Source organism: Moorena sp. (assembly GCF_982860115.1).
Genome location: NZ_CEYLVT010000033.1, coordinates 1 through 17575, shown reverse-complemented (window position 1 = coordinate 17575; position 17575 = coordinate 1). Strand labels below are relative to the sequence as shown.

The window sequence follows — 17575 nt, the reverse complement described above, 5'->3', positions numbered from 1 at the left end:
CCATATGGAACCCCCCGGTGGACCGCAGAAATATAATCTGCGGTCCTTTGTTTTTTTAGGCAAAGCAGCGACAGGAGCAAGACATGACCATCTACCTTTACAACATTTACGGCTTTTACTTTTTTTGGCCCAGAAATCGTTCCGGGTAGTTAGGTCGTGCCAACCTTTCACAGCAACCCGGAACCCTCAAGGAACCGGGTTTTTTTTATGTCCATATCTGTAACTAAATCTCTAACTAAATCTCTAACTAAGGAGTCCATAACCATGTTGAACGCTAAATTAGCACTAGCTACTAACCCCAATCACCAAACCATCGTTAGACTCTCAGAACAAGTTGTCTTCGGTGGCTCAGAACTGGTGATTATTGGTGGTCCATGTACCGTCGAAAGTCACGCCCAGATGGAAACAGTGGCTACACAACTCAAAGCTGCCCCGGTACAAGCGTTGCGGGGAGGTGCCTTCAAACCGCGCACCTCCCCGTACTCTTTCCAAGGGCTAGGACTAGCAGGACTAGAAATTTTGTCTGATATCCGCAGGCGTCATCAAATCCCAGTAGTGACCGAGGTGATGTCGATTGGGCAAATTGAATCTATTGCTACCCACGCTGATCTGCTTCAGGTAGGTAGTCGCAATATGCAAAACTTTGACCTACTCAAAGCCTTGGGTAAGCAAGACTTGCCGATACTGCTAAAGCGGGGATTAGCTGCTACTGTTGAGGAATTCGTCATGGCAGCGGAATATATCCTCAGTCACGGAAACTCTCAGGTGGTGTTGTGTGAACGAGGTATTCGCAGTTTCGATAACTATACCCGCAATATCTTAGATTTAGGAGCAGTAGTAGCACTCAAGCAGTTGACTCACTTGCCAGTGATTGTAGACCCTTCCCATGCTGTGGGTAAGCGGGAATTAGTGGCACCTCTGGCAAAAGCTGCAGTGGCCGCTGGTGCCGATGGACTGATTATTGAATGTCACCCGGAACCAGAAAAATCTGTTTCTGATGCTAGACAGGCGCTTTCTATCGAAGCAATGGTGGATTTAGTTCATAGCTTAAAGCCGGTGGCAGCAGCAGTGGGACGACAGATTGCAGAACCTGTCACTCTTCCTGAGTTAGCGATTGACCTTGGCCAAAAGGCCACGCTACGCGAACGGTCACGCTACGCGAACGCATCTTAATCTATAGCGCTACTTGAGCTGGAGTAGGGAACTTCGGACAAGGCAACAGGGAATGATTGAGCGTGGTCTTATAGCGCTGCATCGCTCTTTCCTACTGTTACCTGTTCCCTATTCCCTATTCCCTGTTCCCTATTACCATCAATGGTAGTTTCACATTAAAGGAAAATGCTAGATTAGCCATCAATCTCCTAGCATCTGCAATTTATATAAACTAGCGTATAATCCGTTTTGCTCTAACAATTCCTCATGGCTTCCCGACTCTACTAACTCTCCTCGCTTTAGTACCAGAATCCGGTCTACATTACGGATAGTGGAGAGTCGGTGGGCAATAATAATTGCAGTCCGCTGTTCTAATAGCCGTTCCAACGCTTCTTGAATCAGAGCCTCGGTAGCCACATCTAAACTAGCTGTTGCCTCATCCAGCACCAAGATTTGGGGGTTACGAATTGCAGCACGAGCAAAGGCTAACAATTGTTTTTGGCCAGCAGACAGATTAGTGCCTCGCTCTCTGAGCTGGGTATCGTAGCTTTGGGGCAGTTTTTCGATAAAGCTAGCCACGTTCGTCACCTCCGCTGAGGTTTTAATTGCCTCAATGGAGTAGGTTTCTCCTAAGGAAATATTACTCTTAACATCACCAGTAAAAAGAAATCCCTCCTGAAGGATGACCCCGATGTGGCGTCGTAGTTCTGCTTGGGGTAAATCCCGAATATCAATCCCATCTACGAGAATTCTGCCTTGGCTTGGTTCATAGAGGCGGCACAGCAACCGAATAATGGAACTTTTACCTGCACCGGTCGGACCAACTAAAGCAACTTTTTCCCCTGGATGAATGGTAAAGTGCAAGTCTTTGAGAACATATTCATCTTCCTTGTAAGCAAACCAAACGTGTTCAAAGCAAATCTCTCCGTTTAGGGTTGTTCGCGTAGCGTGACCTTTGGTCAAAGCTTTAAGGTTAGAGAGTTGTTCAGTATAACCATTGCTCAAGGATAAGTTAGAAGAGTGATGGGCTAGATCACCATTCAAGCTGCTTGGAGGCTTTATCGCTAAATCCCCAGATTGTTTCCGGTCTTGTTGACCTCCCTCAAGCTCTGGAGAACCTGCCACCTGCAACCGTCTGACCTGTAACCCTTCGGGGTCACGAATTTCAATAGTTTCATTCATAATGTCACTGATGCGCTCAATGGCAGTGAAACCAGCTTGGAGCATAGTGAATTTTTCTGAAAACCGACGCAAGGGGTCAAATAGCCGCTGAGCATAGAGGATAAAGGCCGACAAATCACCAAAACTAAGGTGATCTTGGAGGAGAAAATGACCACCGCTCCACAACACTGCTGCGATCGCTACCAGGGAAATCCACTCTAGGGTTGCTGAAATCGCTGAATCGTGAAAGATGGTTTTGTCTACTTCAGTGACGTATTTTTGGTTAACCGTGCGAAACATCTCAGCATTGTATTGTTCACGGCGAAACAGTTGCACAATATTAATGCCAGAGATGTTTTCTTGCAGCATAGCGTTTAGGGAGGATAGTTCTTCCCTAGATTTGTAGTTAGCGTTGCGATATTCTTTCTGGAAGTAAATAATTAGAGCAGTCACTGGCAGGAGCATTAGCACTAAGATCGATGCCAGTTGCCATTGCACCAAAAACATGGTAACAGCAATGACTATCATGGATAGTAAATCACCCACGATGCCAATGGCACCGGTGGAAAAGACATCGCCTAGGGCTTCCACATCGCTAGTGAGCCTGGTAATCAATTTCCCCACTGGTGTGCGGTCAAAAAATCGCACCGCTAGGGAGGTGACGTGCTCAAATAGGTCTTCCCGGATAGCAGCAGTGATTTTCTGACCTATCTTCACCACCACGAATCCCTGAATCCCAACGAACACTAACCGGATTACTATGGTTAATAGTAGTATAGTGATCAGAATATTGATGCTCTGTGAGAGAGAGCGCTCTAATAGGAAAGACCAAGTTCGCTCTTCTTGACGAATTAAAGAGATTACCTGACCGACAATTAAGGGTTGAATGGCACTTGCTACGGACAGGGGTATCAATAAAGTAATTGCAATAAATAGCGGGCCTTTGCTGCGACGGGCGTAGGGGACTAGGCGTAGGAAAAGTCTCCAGTCGTTCTCTTGTGTTCGCATTTTTGGAGCTGCCTGTTTACCTGGTGATCTGCTGGTCATCTAACCCTAGGGGTGTTAATTTGCTGAACAATTTAGTAGAACAAATAAAATTGAGACTGGTTTTAGTTAACCACGAAGACCCAAAGAACGGTAAGGACTCGGGGGTTAAACGATAGGAGGATTCTCTCGATTGCTCAATTCTGAGGGTGGGCGATCGCTACTCCAAGCCCACCATACATAGCCACACTTACATTGATAAAACTCTTGCCACTTCCGGCGGTGGTCTTCACACATCACTGGTGAGGAGCGATTAATCCAAACCTTCTCAGCTTCTAGAACAGATGCTCGACAGCTAGGACAGCAGAATTCCAAGGCATGGGTGGCTGATTTGGTCCACTCAGGCGGTAAGGGGGCAAAAGCATCCATATATATAGCAATCCTCTGGGGGTCTCGGGGGGTAATAGTTGGCAATAGTTACGTTAATTTGGGATTCTTTATTTCCCTGAAACTATTTTAGGGATTGTACCATCGAGAAATTCCCCTGAATCGGATATTGTTTTAGTTAGCTTGAGGCAGTACCTCTGGCATAGGATCTGGTCGTGCTAGTTCATGGCTGAGGATATTGCCTAATTGAAAACACAAGGGCCCATGTCTCATCCGTTATATCTCAATGTTATTTCCTTCTGTGGTATTTTTGCCCTATGTTTCATTGCTTGGCTCAGTTCAGAGCATCGCCGCCTAATTCCTTGGAAAGTGATCATTTTCGGCATTGGTTTACAACTGGTCATGGGACTGCTAATATTCCTGTTTGCCCCCACCCGCCAATTCATCCTCGGCTTGAATGACGCTCTCAATGCTATCTTGGATGCTTCAGAAGCAGGAGCTAGGTTTATGCTCGGTGGTGGTAATTCTGCCTTTGTTCCTGATCCAGAATTGATGGTTGGTCCTGGTCCAGCGTCCCGCTGGATTTACCGAGCAGTGGGAACTCCTTACGTTTCTGTCCCAGGGGATCGCCTCACTCCAGATAATCTGAATTTCGGCTTTATTTTTGCCTTCCGCTCCCTACCCCAGGTGGTTTTCTTTTCCGCCTTGATTGCTCTGTTGTATCGACTGGGTGTGATCCAGCCAGTGGTTCAGGTCTTTGCCAGACTATTCCGGGCAACTATGAGTATTAGTGGTGCTGAATCCCTATCAGGAGCAGCGAATATTTTTGTAGGGATTGAATCAGCGATCGCAGTCAAGCCATTCTTAGCCGATATGACCCGCAGCGAACTGTGTGCTATCCTTACTTGCTGCTTTGGTTCGATTGCTTCAACAGTATTGGCTCTCTATACCAGTTTCTTGCGACCGACTTTCCCCACCATTACTGGTCACTTGATGTCCGCTTCTGTGCTAACTATTCCCGCCTGCTTCGTGATGGCGAAACTGATTGTGCCAGAAACCGATGTGCCCAAAACCTTAGGGAAGGTACCAACAGAGGAAGAAGACCCGAATCAGAAAAAACCTAGCCTCATCGATAGTTTAATTGTGGGAGCATGGGATGGAGTGAGGATGGCTGTGGGAATTGCCGCTGTAGTCATTGCTATCCTAGGCTTAGTGGCACTCGTCAATACTTTTTTTGCTTATTTGGCTAATTTTGCTGCTAGTGACAATCCCCTTATACAGCTAATCGGTAACATCTTTAGTGTGATTACCTTAGATAATATCTTTGGGGTACTATTTTTGCCCTTGACCTTTCTCACTGGTGTTTCCCTAGATTGGCAAGAACTGTGGCAAGCCTCTGTGCTCATTGGTCAACGGTTATTACAAACCGAGATTCCTTCCTATCTTAAGTTAGCCCAGCTATCAGCCCAGGGATTAATTAGCGATCGCGCTATTTTGATTATCAGCTATGTCCTCTGTGGCTTTGCTCATATTGCATCCTTTGGCATTTTTGTTGGTGGTTTAGCTAGTCTAGTTCCCGAACGTCGTGCTGACATTAGCGCCATTGGCTGGAAAGCTCTCTGGGCAGCAACTTTAGCTACATACATGACTGGCTGTATTGCTGGTGTGTTTGATTTCGGCAACCCAGCGATTTTGGGAAAATAGTGAGCAAATGTGAAGTCTAAAGTCTAAAGTCTAAAGTCTAAAGTCTAAATTCGCGCATTCTGAAATGGGAAAAATTGTAATTGATATTTCATAATTACTCCTGCATAATTCCATGAAACGTAACCAACTTTGGCTGATTGGTCTAACTCTGCTAACTACCCTATTACTGATAATTGGGGGGCGTACCTCTTGGTCTAGACCTGAGCAATTGACTATACCAATACAATCATTACCAGCTCAAGCTCAATTGTCTGCCCTAGCAGCGCCCACTACTGCTGATACCTCAGGCCATACTTTAAGACTTAATCAAGAACCTTATAAAGATCTCACAAAGCGCTTTCAGGTGGGTATACTGGAAGGATATAAGGTTAGTACCATGGGTGGTTTCCCCTTAATTGAAGCACCCGATGGTAACTTAGCCTACACGGTGCTTGTAGAACAAAGAGCGACAGATCGTCCATTAAACGACGCTTCCCTAGCACAGATTGCTATTGAACAGTTTAGGCGGGGTGAAGGATTTCAAACCGGTAATTTTCAGCCAGTACCAGGAGGGGTGTCTCTTCCTTGGAGAGGTAGCTTAACCCTAGGTGGTCAGACTCAGCCAGTCAGTGGAGTGATCTTGGCGCGTCAGCTGGGTAAAAATGTCGTGGTGATGCTAATTTGCGCCACAGAATCAGCTCAGGGAGACGTTAAAGATGCCATTGCACTTTTGGCTAAAACTCTCAAACCTCTTTAAGGTCAATGGCATGCTCCTTACGCTTCAGGGAAGCTGGTAATTGTCCATCGTCTATGGTGCATTATTTTTTTTTCACCAAAGCTGCCTTTACTTACCAAATATAGGCAGTATTCTGTGCTGCTCACGTCTAGTAACATCGGATGAATTACCTCCTTGGAGGGTGGTTATTACTTTAGGATTTAATAGTTATTAAAAAAAAATAAACTAACCACTAATCAATATAGGTTTTGCAAATTAAATGTAAAGCTATCACGTCTTTTTTTATTTTCAAATAAAACTTCGTAGCTCTTTCCTATATTTATTTTTGCCTCTTCTATGCAAGCAAATTCCTGCAAGAAAGTGTTTAAAATCCAGATAGAAACGCTATAACTACCTTTAACAAAATTTACTGTCTAGACCATCAGAGTCAGTGTGACTTTATTTCTTTTTCAAAATAGGATCAATAATCCGGATAGATTTAATTAATATTGTATTGATAATTATACCTGAGGCTATCTAGATTTTTCAATTATCTTTTTCTAGGTAATTAATCGATTATTTTAGCTTTAAATAATCTTAATAATTTTTAGTTAAAAGTTTATTTTTTCGGGGCTCGATTAGTGGCATTTATTATATCTTTTTAATTAAAATTAATCCTTGATAATAGTAAACATCTATATTTTTTTATTGATTAAAAAAATATAGATGTTTTATAAGCTACTTATTCCATAATTAATCGGTGCTTTTGAAAAAAATAATATCAACTATTTTCAATAAAAACTGAGTTAAGACAACATAATTAATTTCATGCGTTTATTGATTATTCAGTATGCTGGAGATTACCGTGAAGCCTTTGAACGCTTAGCTAACGGTGGACCTGAAACATACTATGCTCAGAAATATTCTGTAGATGCGGTAGCTGAAATTGGCAAACAAATTGGGGAAGTTGCAACTCTCTGTTGTATGACCGAAAAACCCTACAATCAGCTACTGGAAAAAGGAGTTCGTGCTATTGGTGCAGGGTTTGATGGAAAGATTAACGTTAAAAAGTTAATCCAATTGATTGAAGATTACCATCCCACTCATTTAGTTGTTCGCACACCCATTCGGGACGTTTTTCGTTGGGCAATTAACAATAATGTTCCAACTCTAGCCCTATTTGCTGAATCTATTCCCACCAGAAAGGTGCGTAACAAGTTTCGTAATTATTTACTAAGCCAATTATTAAATAATGATCGAATCCAATGGATTGGTAGTTATGGGATTGATTCTTCCCGAGTACTCCAGGAGATAGGAGTCCAATCTGACAAGATAATTCCTTGGAACTTTATTGTTACTGAAACCCCAGAATCCTTGTCGCCAAAAACTATACTAGCACAGGCCAAGTCTTGGCAACTGTTTTACATTGGGTCAATGATTGAAGCTAAAGGGGTTGGCGATATATTAGAAGCTATCGCTAAATTAAAAGCTAATAAGTTTCCAATCAAATTGAAGATAGCTGGTAACGATAAAACAGGTTTCTTTGTCAATAAAGCTAAGCAGCTACACATCGAAGATTGTGTAGAGTTTCTCGGAATAGTACCAAATAAGACCGTAGTTCCTCTGATGAGAGAATCTGATCTGGTATTAGTTCCTAGTCGCCACGAATTTCCAGAGGGTTTCCCACTGGCAATTACTCATGCCCTTTGCGCTCGAACTCCAATCATTGCTTCAGATCACCCAATGTTTATCAATAAACTAAAAGATGGCATCAGTGCGAAAATTTTCGAAGCTGGCAACTCTGTTGCTTTAGCAGAATCTATTCAAAAGCTGCTTTCAGATTCAGATCTTTACCAGAATCTGTCGATAGCCTCTTACGAAACCTGGAAGAATTTGCAGCTTCCAGTAAAATTTGCTGACCTAATTCAGCGATGGCTACATGACTCACCAGAAAATGAACAGTGGTTAATTGATCATCGGTTAAGTTCAGGGCGCTACAACTCAAAATCTCCCTAATTAAAATCCATAATTATTATGATTAATATCACTAATAACCAAAATCAAGAAGTCCTAATCTATAGGATTTCAGGTGCATTGTAAAATTTTTTTCGATTAATACCAAGTAGAAAATAATAATTACTAACTAACAATGGAAGTTACTTTGTCAAAAATACCGTTTAACCGCCCTGTTACTGTTGGAACGGAATTTGAGTATATCCAACAGACCATCAAGAACATGGATCTTTCCGGTGATGGTGCTATTACTAAACAATGTCATGCTCTACTCGAAGAAATATTGTCAGTTCCGAAGGTTCTGCTAACCACTTCCTGCACCCATGCTCTGGAAATGGCGGCAGTACTATTAAATATCCAACCAGGGGATGAAGTCATTGTTCCCTCCTTCACCTTTGTCTCTACTATTAATGCCTTCGTCTTACGAGGTGCTCAACCTGTTTTTATCGACATCCGCCCGGATACCCTCAATTTAAACGAAGAGAAATTAGAATCACTAATTACCCCCCGCACCAAAGCTATTGTTCCTGTACATTACGCCGGTGTCGCGTGCGAGATGGATACTATTTTGGAGATTGCTGGGCGTTACGGTATACCAGTTGTTGAGGACAATGCTCATGGGCTATTTGCTAAGTACAAAGGCAAGTATCTAGGTACATTTGGTTGTCTAGCTACCCAGAGTTTTCACGAGACTAAGAACTTTACTTGTGGAGAAGGTGGCGCACTGCTGATCAACGACCCGCAGTATATCGAACGTGCTGAGATTATCCGCGAGAAAGGAACTAATCGCACTCGCTTCTATCGCGGTCAAATTGATAAATACACCTGGGTAGATATTGGTTCAAGTTATCTCCCCTCAGGCATACTCGCAGCGTTCTTGTATGCTCAACTAAAAAGTCGCCAACAGATTCAGAGCAAGCGACAGCAAATTTGGGAGTACTACTACGAAAATCTCAAGGATTGGGCACCGGAGTACGGTATCCGCTTGCCAATTGTGCCAGAGTACTGTGACCAGGCATACCATATGTTCTACATACTCTTACCGTCCCTAGAGAAGCGCCAAGCCTTGATTGCTCACTTGAAAGCTCAAGGCATCTACAGCGTTTTTCACTATCTGCCATTGCACTTGTCTGATATGGGACGAGAGTTTGGGGGCAAAGAAGGAGACTGCTTGGTGACTGAGGATGTAAGCGATCGCTTACTTCGTCTGCCCTTTTACAACGATATGACGGAGGCTGACCAAGCAAGGGTTGTGGCATCAATCAAGAAATTTTTCTGAACTCTAGCAGAACTCTAAGACATACATAACTGAGGTAAAACTCGGTAACAAACACTATAAATAGTAGGGTCCAGAGTGAGACCCTACAAGTATATTTCCTGCCTAAGTCCTGAAATAAATAGATAGGCGAATATCAAGGCAGCTATCTAAATCCATAAATCCAATACTCAAGCGTTCGCATTTTTACCTTTTTTGATGTTTCCAGGTAAGCGATTGACCGTAGGTCACGCTACGCGAACGCTTACTTTGTCTTACCTTTGGTCAATATTAACTAAGCAATTCACTAGGAAATTTCTAATACTTAGGGTCACAAAAATTAATTATAGGAGTAGTCAATGAGCCTATCAATTACTAAAACCTATCTCGCTAATTCTGAAGAATGGGATGAAATTTGGCAACAATGCAATTATTCAACTTATTTTCATTCAAGAGAATGGGCGGAAATCTGGAATACCTATACTCAAGGAGAAATTCGCCCAAATCCTATAATAATCGTATTCTCAGATCAAAAAAAAGCTTTAATTCCCCTTTCCTATAAACTTGGAAATCAGAAATTTATCAAGAAATACTCATCCTCACCAGACGGAACCTTTGGAGGATGGATTTCTGCAGACGAACTTACCATTGACCATGCCATTTTAATCGTTAAATTTCTAGATACAAATTTTTGGGGTAAATTAAGTTGGCGAGTAAATCCTTACAATGAACTAGCTAGTAAAGCTGTAGCCCTAAGTTGTGTCAGTGAACAAGAGGAAGATACAACTCACGCCATTAACTTAGACGTGGGTTTTGAGACAATTTCCAAAACTTGGAAAAAGGGCGGTAATTCTATGGCTCGAAAAGTCCGAAAAGCCATCAAGGAAGGAGTTTCAGTAACTACAGCATCTACCCTAGATCAATGGTGGGAATATTATCAAGTTTATCAAGATTCATTACGACGATGGGGAGATAATAGTCTTGGTAGCTATAGTTGGGAACTTTTTAAAACAATTTTTCAACGTAATTCACCTAACGTTAAGCTTTGGCTAGCCCACTCTCAAGACCAAATTATCAGCGGAGCACTATGCTTCTACGCCAAAAAACATGTGGTGTATTGGCATGGCTCATCCTTAGAAAAATACTTGAATCTAAGACCAGTTAACTTAGTTATGCATGAAATTGTAAAAGATTCTTGTGAACAAGGATATTCTTGGTTTGATTTTAATCCTAGTGGTGGATTGGCAGGAGTTATAGCATTTAAGAAAAGTTTTGGAGCCGAGCCTCTTGACTGTTATATGATCTATGTTGATAATAAGTTGAGGCGTATGGTGAAACCCCTAAAACCTTTAAAGAAAATCCTAATGCCGTATTACCCTAAAGCTAACTAGGCCAAATGGTTTAGTTTTTATATCTAAAAACCATGACATTAACCAGCCAAATCCTGGTAAATCAATAAATTATAAATTATTTTAATAATAGTGATGGTTCAACCTCAAATCATTACCTAACCGTGAGCTATAATTGAAGCGGTACATTTGATGGCAAGATTCAACCTTTGTGAAATCGATGAAGCAGCAGTTGAGAGTTGGGTTTTTCTCTTTTCAGAACTATTTAGATAAAAATACTTTTTCTGGCATCCTTTATTATATGCATAAGTCTCTGGCATCAAGAGACATTGAGTTGATTAATCTCGGCAATCCCAAAGAAATATCGAATAAAAAATCCTATTGGAATAAGCTAAGAAAGCCTATCCAATTAATGGATTCACTTTTAGGTTTCAAGTATCACGGTCAAAATAAACAGCTCAAACGATTCATAGTTACAGTTCAAAAACAGTTAACCGAAACTCCATGTGATCTACTATTTTGCCCGGTTGCTTCAGGAGAAGTAAGTTTTATTGAAACTAAGATTCCTATTCTTTTTTTCTCCGATGCTACTCCGAAATTGATCAACAATGAGTACTATAAAAGTTACGAAAATTTAGAAGAGTTTTATCTAGCTGAAAAACATGAAATTTCTGCACTATCAAAATCAAATAAAGTAGTTTATTCTTCAGAATGGGCTGCCAAATCTGCCATTAATGACTATCAGGCAGAGCCAGAAAAAATTAAAGTAATTCCCTTTGGAGCTAATTTAGATAATATCCCCTCAATAGATCAACTATTTTATAAATCTAAGGCTTCCCGTTGCCGTTTATTGTTTATTGGTAAAGATTGGCAGAGAAAAGGTGGAAATATTGCCTTTAACACTTTGAAATCTCTGCTCAGCATGGGAATTGACGCTGAGCTAGTTATGGTTGGTTGTATACCACCGGAGGAAATTAAGCATGAGCGGCTAAAGGTCATTCCTTTTTTGAATAAAAATATTCCTGAGGAACGAGAGGAACTTAATCAATTATTTCTGCAATCCCATTTTTTTATATTTCCCACTCGTGCTGATTGTTCACCAATTGTGATTTGTGAGGCTAATGCATTTGGTCTCCCTGTAATCACAACTGATGTCGGAGGAATCTCGACAATTATTAAAGAGGGTAAAAATGGTTATATGTTACCGTTATCTGCCTCAAGTGATCAGTATGCTAGTGTGATAGCAAATAAATTTGGTGATCGGACAGTCTATGAACAGTTAGTCAAGTCTTCTCGAGAACAATACGATCAGTATCTCAATTGGGATAAATGGGCAGAAGCTATACATGGTGTGATGATCAGCATGTTGAATTGAGATCAACCCCTGGTCAATCGGATTATATATAGCAATCCGTGTCGCAGTTGTGAGATTTGGAAGAAAGTGAAGAGGGGAAAGAGGGGAAAAATATACTCATCCCCTCTTTCTCTTATGCCTAATTTATTTGACTTAACTATGAGGCCAACCTTTGTGACCATGCTCTAAGCCGGTAGGCATATTAACTATTGATAAGCTCTTTTGCTAGCAATGGTAATGGCTTACCGTCAAAGTATTCAGGAATTGGTGCACCCATCAATTGCAAAATTGTGGGGGCAAGATCAAGAGCATGACCTCTTCCGAAATTAACACCGGACGCAATACCTGGACCATTAGCGATGATAAATCCCTCAGAGCGATGGCTGCCAGCACGATAATGGGGTACAGGACCAATACGTCCGACATCAGGACTTTCAACCACATCTGTGGCATACTCATCTTGCCAGACAACTACTAAGTCGGGATCAGACAGCTTAGGATTTCGATCACTGGCCGACTTCCGTGTCTTGATGATGTCCTTGATCATCGGTACACCTTTTCGGGCATCTTTAAGAGCGTAAAGCTTTTGGATCAGTTCATCACACAAGGCATCATACTCCGATGGGGGTACCAATCCTTGTGGTTCTCGTCCCTGAAGATTGATACGGATATATCCTTCTGCAAAGCTTGGTAGGGCGAACGCTTTCATCTTGGGCCAGAGCGGCATATACCAAGAAGCGGGTTGGTAAGGTACTACATCGGTTTCCTTAGTGAGCCTGAATGGGGAGATCAGATCTGTTTCTTTAGAAGAATCTAACCATGGCTCGATTAGTTCGAAAAGCTTGGTGGGAGTTTCTCGTCTCAAAAACCTTCTAATTGGATTAGGGTCATACTTAGTACCCCACAGATGTCGCTCCCAATAGTTCCATTTCATTTTGCTCATGATTGGTTCCAGGGGTGTTCCCAACTCACCCCCATTCGCCAGGGCAAATTTGCCTGGAAAACTATGGCGATATAAAAACTCAGCCAGGAAGGTGGTGCTGGGCACATCCATGGTGTTAGGACCCATGCCATGAGCGGAGAAAATGACGACATGAGCATCCTTTGGTGCTTTGGCTAAAATCTTGCCGATTGCCCGATCAATGGCTTGAAAGCCTTCGAGCATGGGATCACCTGAAACACGGGGACTCAAATCCTCATAGAGAGGATGCTCCGGTTGACTCAACTGCCAGAAATTATGACCCATTGAATGGGCTTCGCCAAACACTGTTAAAAACAAGTCCCAAGACTCTCGTTGCAAGAGATCTTGACAAATAGTAGCGCGACGGGCAATCCCTGTCTCGAGAATTTTCTGAAGTCGAAGTGTTGCCTTTAAATCGAGACACACTGAATAGTCGTTATGGAGCCCTGGATGTTCTCCATGTTTGTCAACCAGTTCTTGGAACAGTGAAGTCGGTAAAGACCCGCTATCTACTTGAGGAGAATGGGCTCCCCAAGCTAAAACCTGCAGACCATTTACCTTGTCACAGAGCCGAGCTTGAGGCATGTCAAAGACTGCCACTCGATAATCTTCACCTAGGGCATAAAATGGAGAATACTCATTATAGTCATAAGCTGCCTTGGTGTAGAAGTCATAGGTACCTTCTCGAAATCCCAAGAAAGACCAGAACCCAGTTTTTTCAGGTGAGCAGCCAGTCAAAAATGTTGTCCAAGGCGTTTCTGCACTAAACGCTTCAAAGTTTTTCAGGCGTCCATAGGTTCCCTGGTCCCGCAGACGACGCATAGTCTGGAGATGTCCCTGAGACATCCATTTCTCAATCACAGACGGCTCAGCTGCATCTAGTCCAATGGCAATAACAGGCTTTTTCATTTCTCTGAAACTAAATGTTAATACTGGAGATACAACCTGCAACTTAACCAGGGGCATTTGTGAATCTTGGCAAGTCCTAGAGTGGCATTAAATTCGATTTGGTCTATCTTATACAACAGCTAAGGTTTACCGGTATACCCCTACTTTTATCTTTACCTATGGATTCACCAAAATCCTGATGGTTATATAAATTTATCAACAAGATTTACTTAAAGTTATATATGATAAACTTTTGAGAAAAAATTTTTTAGAAACAATCCGGATGACTGGACGTTTTCCCGTATATATTAGTGTTGATAATTACCAGGGATGTAAGCCGTCAGCTAATGCGCTAGAACACAGACTTCTAGCCTGTGCCACGCACGCTACTTGAGGTGCAGTCAGCTTACCAATAACTATCTAATTATCACGTCAGTTTTGCTAGCCCTGACATGTTGATAAAACTGTGTACAGTATAGTTTCTAAAAACACACCAAAATTGATAGTATTTTTTTTTAGTTTTGGTCTCAGTTTAGTCATTGCATTTCATCCAAGCTATTCTGATTTTATTTATCATAAAATTACTAATTCGTTAAGTAAAATCGCGCTTCACAGCCATCCGGCTAAAACTAGTAACTTAGGAACTAACCTTAATGGAATTGCTGATTGGTCCACTGAACTTCCTTTCTTAGATGCCTTCAAATCGTCGAGACCATGGATTACTCAATGTGTTTCTGGAGAAACAGGCTGTAGTGGTTCGTGGGATACTGACGAATACGATAAACTGGATTTAGACGAACACGGCTGGGTTAAGTCTTTACCTGCTCCAGAAGCTCCTCCTGAATATACTCGTGTGGCTACACTACTTTTTACAGGGATGAAAAATTATCCAGCTGGAAAGTATGTGGTTTTATACGATGGAGAAGGCACTATAGAATACAAGTTTGATGCTACCAAAGATGACGTAGCATCAAGGCCAGGAAGAGATGTCATTAATGTAACGCCATCCGGGGCTAATATCTATTTAATAATTACCTCTACGGATCCTAATCAAACAGGGAATTATATTCGCAACATTCGTGTTGTTCAAGCTAAGTATGAAGATACTTACGAGTCTGAACTATTTAATCCTGAATTCATCAATAAAATTAAAAAATTTCAAGCCATCCGTTTTATGGACTGGATGGAAACCAATCATTCTAAGCAAAGGGAATGGGCAAATAGACCAAAAGTAGATGATGCCTCCTACGCTTACGGTAAAGGTGTACCTGTAGAAATCATGGTTAAACTGGCCAATCGAATTGGTGCTGATCCATGGTTTAATATGCCCCATCAAGCTACAGATGAGTATATAACTAATTTTGCCCAAATAGTTAAAGATACCTTAGATCCAAATCTAAGGGTTTATGTGGAACTGTCTAATGAAGTGTGGAATTGGCAATTCCAACAAGCTAACTATGCCTTAGCTCAAGGTCAAGCTAGGTGGGGCAAGGATAAAGGAGATGCATACATGCAATGGTATGGCATGCGTACTGCTCAAATGTCTGATATTTGGAAAAAGGTATTTGGTAGTGACAGCAATAACGTTGTGTCTGTTATGGCTACCCATACCGTATGGCTTGGTTTGGAAAATGCTGCTTTGGATTGTCCTTTGTGGGTAGCAGAGGGTAATACTCCTTGTTATCAACATAGTATTGATGCTTTTGCGATCGCGGGATATTTTAATGGCAGCTTAAACGCGGACGAAAACGAAAGCACCATAGAATCTTGGTTGAATGAACCCGATGGCGGAGTGTCAAAAGCGTTTAAGCAGATCAAATCCGGGGGTTTACTTCCCACAGAAGAAGACTATGAGAGTTTAAGTGATATTGATCAAATTTTTAACTATCATCAAAAAGTAGCAGCTAAGAGAAAACTACAGTTAGTGGTTTACGAAGGTGGTCAACATCTTGTCAAGTCCGATAATCAAAAACTAACTGAGTTTTTCATTGAGCTTAATAGACATCCAGAAATGTATAAAATTTATACACAACTCCTGAATGAATGGAAGAATCAGGGCGGTGGCTTATTTATGCACTTTTCTGATATCAAGAAGCCTACTAAATGGGGAAGCTGGGGGGCTTTAGAACATGTATACCAAAAGAGTTCACCCAAGTATGATGCTCTCATAGACTTTATCGATCAAAATTCCTGATCCTGTAAACTTCCCTAGAAAGCTGTACAAGGGTGAATCTGCTACAGTTTAATCTGGCTAAAATCTTTCACCAACAACAATAGCGTTAGGGAAACAGCGTTTCAGTGCTATTTCTACGTTTCAATTCTTTGCCTCGTCCAAGAAAAGAGCTAAATTTTCAAGGCAGTTAAACGATGAAAACTCTCTCAGCTGTAGAATACAAACCCCAAGGTGTGAAGCAAATTGGATTAGTTGTGATTGGACGCAATGAAGGTGAACGCCTACGTCAGTGTCTACTGTCTGTGATTAAGAACGTCGCTCGTGTGGTTTATGTCGATTCTGGCTCCACAGATAACAGTGTGGAAATCGCTCATTCTTTGGGGGTAGAGGTGATTGGACTCGACCTATCTAAACCCTTTACTGCAGCTCGTGCTAGGAATGCCGGATATATCTATCTCAAACATTTAGAGCCAAATCTTAAGTTTGTCCAATTCGTGGATGGGGATTGTGAGGTAGTAGGGGGATGGCTCGACTATGCTCAAGGGGAACTGGAAGCCAACCCTAATGTCGCTGTAGTCTGTGGTCGCCGACGAGAGCGCTTCCCTGAAAAATCTATATATAACCGATTGTGCGACATGGAGTGGGATACACCAGTGGGTGAAGCTTCCGCTTGTGGTGGTGATGCAATGATGCGCACAGAAGCTTTTGAACAAGTCGGAGGGTTTAATCCTACCCTAATTGCTGGTGAAGAACCGGAACTTTGCTTGCGGCTGCGCCAGAGGGGTTGGAAGATTTTTCGCCTAGATGCTGAAATGACTTGGCATGATGCCCAAATGACTCGTTTTAGTCAGTGCTGGAAGCGGTTCTTAAGAGCAGGTCATGCTTACGCTGAGGGAGCCTCGTTACACGGTCACACTCCAGAACGCCATTGGGTGAAAGAAAGCCGGAGCATTTGGTTCTGGGGGTTACTCTTACCTCTGTTAGTATTTGCGATCGCATGGCTCACCCATGGCTTGAGCTTATTGCTGTTGCTTGGTTATCCTCTGATGAGTTACCGGATCTATCGTCATAAGTCCCAGACAGGTTTGAGCTCAACAGATGCTTTACTTTATAGTCTCTCTTGCATGATCGGCAAGTTTCCTCAAGTCCAAGGTCAGATTCAATTTCACCTAAATCGATTGCTAGGACAGCGTAGTAACTTGGTTGAGTATAAAACTGTACTTAATAGTAACAGTTAGATAGGGTTTGTAGTTGAGTTATAAACCAAGGATTAATAGCAAAAGATAATCGGGAATCGGGAATCGGGAATCGGGAATCGGGAATCGGGAATCGGTAACATTATAAAACAGATATGATTAGATTTTAAAACATATATAAACTTGATAGTTATTTAATTTTAAATTAAAGCGTTTTTCATAAGCATGAGATAAACAGGATTTTTTCAATCTTGCCTATTGCCTATTGCCTATTGCCTATTGCCTATTGCCTATTGCCTATTGC

At 41.9% G+C, this 17575-nt stretch carries 12 protein-coding genes; 9 read left to right on the top strand and 3 right to left on the bottom strand.

Translation table 11 applies throughout. From position 1 onward, the window contains the following. The first annotated feature begins 264 nt into the window (after positions 1-264). Positions 265-1173 carry a 3-deoxy-7-phosphoheptulonate synthase gene (gene aroF / locus AC4II3_RS08305; RefSeq protein WP_488009694.1) on the top strand — a complete coding sequence of 303 codons (909 nt, stop codon included), beginning with the start codon at positions 265-267 and terminating at the stop codon, positions 1171-1173. A 180-nt stretch (positions 1174-1353) separates the two neighbouring features. On the opposite strand, the gene AC4II3_RS08300 is transcribed toward aroF, so the two are convergent. Together AC4II3_RS08300 and AC4II3_RS08295 are read right to left on the bottom strand one after the other, a co-directional pair. Then, on the bottom strand, positions 1354-3360 hold the full coding sequence (locus AC4II3_RS08300; RefSeq protein ID WP_488009696.1) for an ABC transporter ATP-binding protein: 2007 nt from the start codon (positions 3358-3360) through the stop codon (positions 1354-1356). A gap of 105 nt (positions 3361-3465) precedes the next feature. After that, positions 3466-3726, bottom strand: coding sequence for a hypothetical protein (locus AC4II3_RS08295; protein ID WP_488009714.1), 261 nt, complete (start codon positions 3724-3726; stop codon positions 3466-3468). A gap of 222 nt (positions 3727-3948) precedes the next feature. Here AC4II3_RS08295 and AC4II3_RS08290 point away from each other — a divergent pair, with 222 nt between their 5' ends. From AC4II3_RS08290 to AC4II3_RS08265, 6 genes are all read left to right on the top strand, one after another. Continuing rightward, entirely contained in the window at positions 3949-5388 is a 1440-nt protein-coding gene (locus AC4II3_RS08290) for a NupC/NupG family nucleoside CNT transporter (protein ID WP_488009698.1), read from the top strand. A 112-nt stretch (positions 5389-5500) separates the two neighbouring features. Further along, a complete protein-coding gene (locus AC4II3_RS08285; protein ID WP_488009700.1) occupies positions 5501-6124 on the top strand; it encodes a hypothetical protein in 624 nt (207 codons plus the stop codon). Positions 6125-6910: 786 nt separating this feature from the next. Next, positions 6911-8098, top strand: a complete 1188-nt coding sequence (locus AC4II3_RS08280; protein WP_488009702.1) for a glycosyltransferase — start codon at positions 6911-6913, stop codon at positions 8096-8098. A gap of 133 nt (positions 8099-8231) precedes the next feature. Further along, positions 8232-9374, top strand: coding sequence for a dTDP-4-amino-4,6-dideoxygalactose transaminase (gene rffA, locus AC4II3_RS08275; protein WP_075901536.1), 1143 nt, complete (start codon positions 8232-8234; stop codon positions 9372-9374). Between the two features lie 335 nt (positions 9375-9709). Then, a complete protein-coding gene (locus AC4II3_RS08270; RefSeq protein WP_488009704.1) occupies positions 9710-10741 on the top strand; it encodes a GNAT family N-acetyltransferase in 1032 nt (343 codons plus the stop codon). Positions 10742-10919: 178 nt separating this feature from the next. Further along, positions 10920-12074 carry a glycosyltransferase family 4 protein gene (locus tag AC4II3_RS08265; RefSeq protein ID WP_488009706.1) on the top strand — a complete coding sequence of 385 codons (1155 nt, stop codon included), beginning with the start codon at positions 10920-10922 and terminating at the stop codon, positions 12072-12074. Between the two features lie 181 nt (positions 12075-12255). Here the strand turns inward: AC4II3_RS08265 and AC4II3_RS08260 are convergent, their stop codons facing one another. Then, the gene (locus AC4II3_RS08260) at positions 12256-13923 is read right to left on the bottom strand and encodes an alkaline phosphatase family protein (RefSeq protein ID WP_488009708.1); all 1668 of its coding nucleotides are present in this window, start codon (positions 13921-13923) and stop codon (positions 12256-12258) included. A gap of 478 nt (positions 13924-14401) precedes the next feature. Between AC4II3_RS08260 and AC4II3_RS08255 the strand changes: the two genes are divergently transcribed. Both AC4II3_RS08255 and AC4II3_RS08250 read left to right on the top strand, forming a co-directional pair. Further along, positions 14402-16096 carry a cellulose-binding protein gene (locus tag AC4II3_RS08255; protein ID WP_488009710.1) on the top strand — a complete coding sequence of 565 codons (1695 nt, stop codon included), beginning with the start codon at positions 14402-14404 and terminating at the stop codon, positions 16094-16096. A gap of 173 nt (positions 16097-16269) precedes the next feature. Continuing rightward, positions 16270-17313, top strand: a complete 1044-nt coding sequence (locus AC4II3_RS08250; RefSeq protein WP_488029482.1) for a glycosyltransferase family 2 protein — start codon at positions 16270-16272, stop codon at positions 17311-17313. The last annotated feature ends 262 nt before the right edge of the window (positions 17314-17575 follow it).

Excerpts from the sequence above, each read along its gene's own strand:
- aroF (WP_488009694.1), top strand. The coding sequence starts at position 265 with ATGTTGAACGCTAAATTAGCACTAGCTACTAACCCCAATCACCAAACC.
- AC4II3_RS08300 (WP_488009696.1), bottom strand. The coding sequence starts at position 3,360 with ATGACCAGCAGATCACCAGGTAAACAGGCAGCTCCAAAAATGCGAACA.
- AC4II3_RS08295 (WP_488009714.1), bottom strand. The coding sequence starts at position 3,726 with ATGGATGCTTTTGCCCCCTTACCGCCTGAGTGGACCAAATCAGCCACC.
- AC4II3_RS08290 (WP_488009698.1), top strand. The coding sequence starts at position 3,949 with ATGTCTCATCCGTTATATCTCAATGTTATTTCCTTCTGTGGTATTTTT.
- AC4II3_RS08285 (WP_488009700.1), top strand. The coding sequence starts at position 5,501 with ATGAAACGTAACCAACTTTGGCTGATTGGTCTAACTCTGCTAACTACC.
- AC4II3_RS08280 (WP_488009702.1), top strand. The coding sequence starts at position 6,911 with ATGCGTTTATTGATTATTCAGTATGCTGGAGATTACCGTGAAGCCTTT.
- rffA (WP_075901536.1), top strand. The coding sequence starts at position 8,232 with ATGGAAGTTACTTTGTCAAAAATACCGTTTAACCGCCCTGTTACTGTT.
- AC4II3_RS08270 (WP_488009704.1), top strand. The coding sequence starts at position 9,710 with ATGAGCCTATCAATTACTAAAACCTATCTCGCTAATTCTGAAGAATGG.
- AC4II3_RS08265 (WP_488009706.1), top strand. The coding sequence starts at position 10,920 with ATGAAGCAGCAGTTGAGAGTTGGGTTTTTCTCTTTTCAGAACTATTTA.
- AC4II3_RS08260 (WP_488009708.1), bottom strand. The coding sequence starts at position 13,923 with ATGAAAAAGCCTGTTATTGCCATTGGACTAGATGCAGCTGAGCCGTCT.
- AC4II3_RS08250 (WP_488029482.1), top strand. The coding sequence starts at position 16,270 with ATGAAAACTCTCTCAGCTGTAGAATACAAACCCCAAGGTGTGAAGCAA.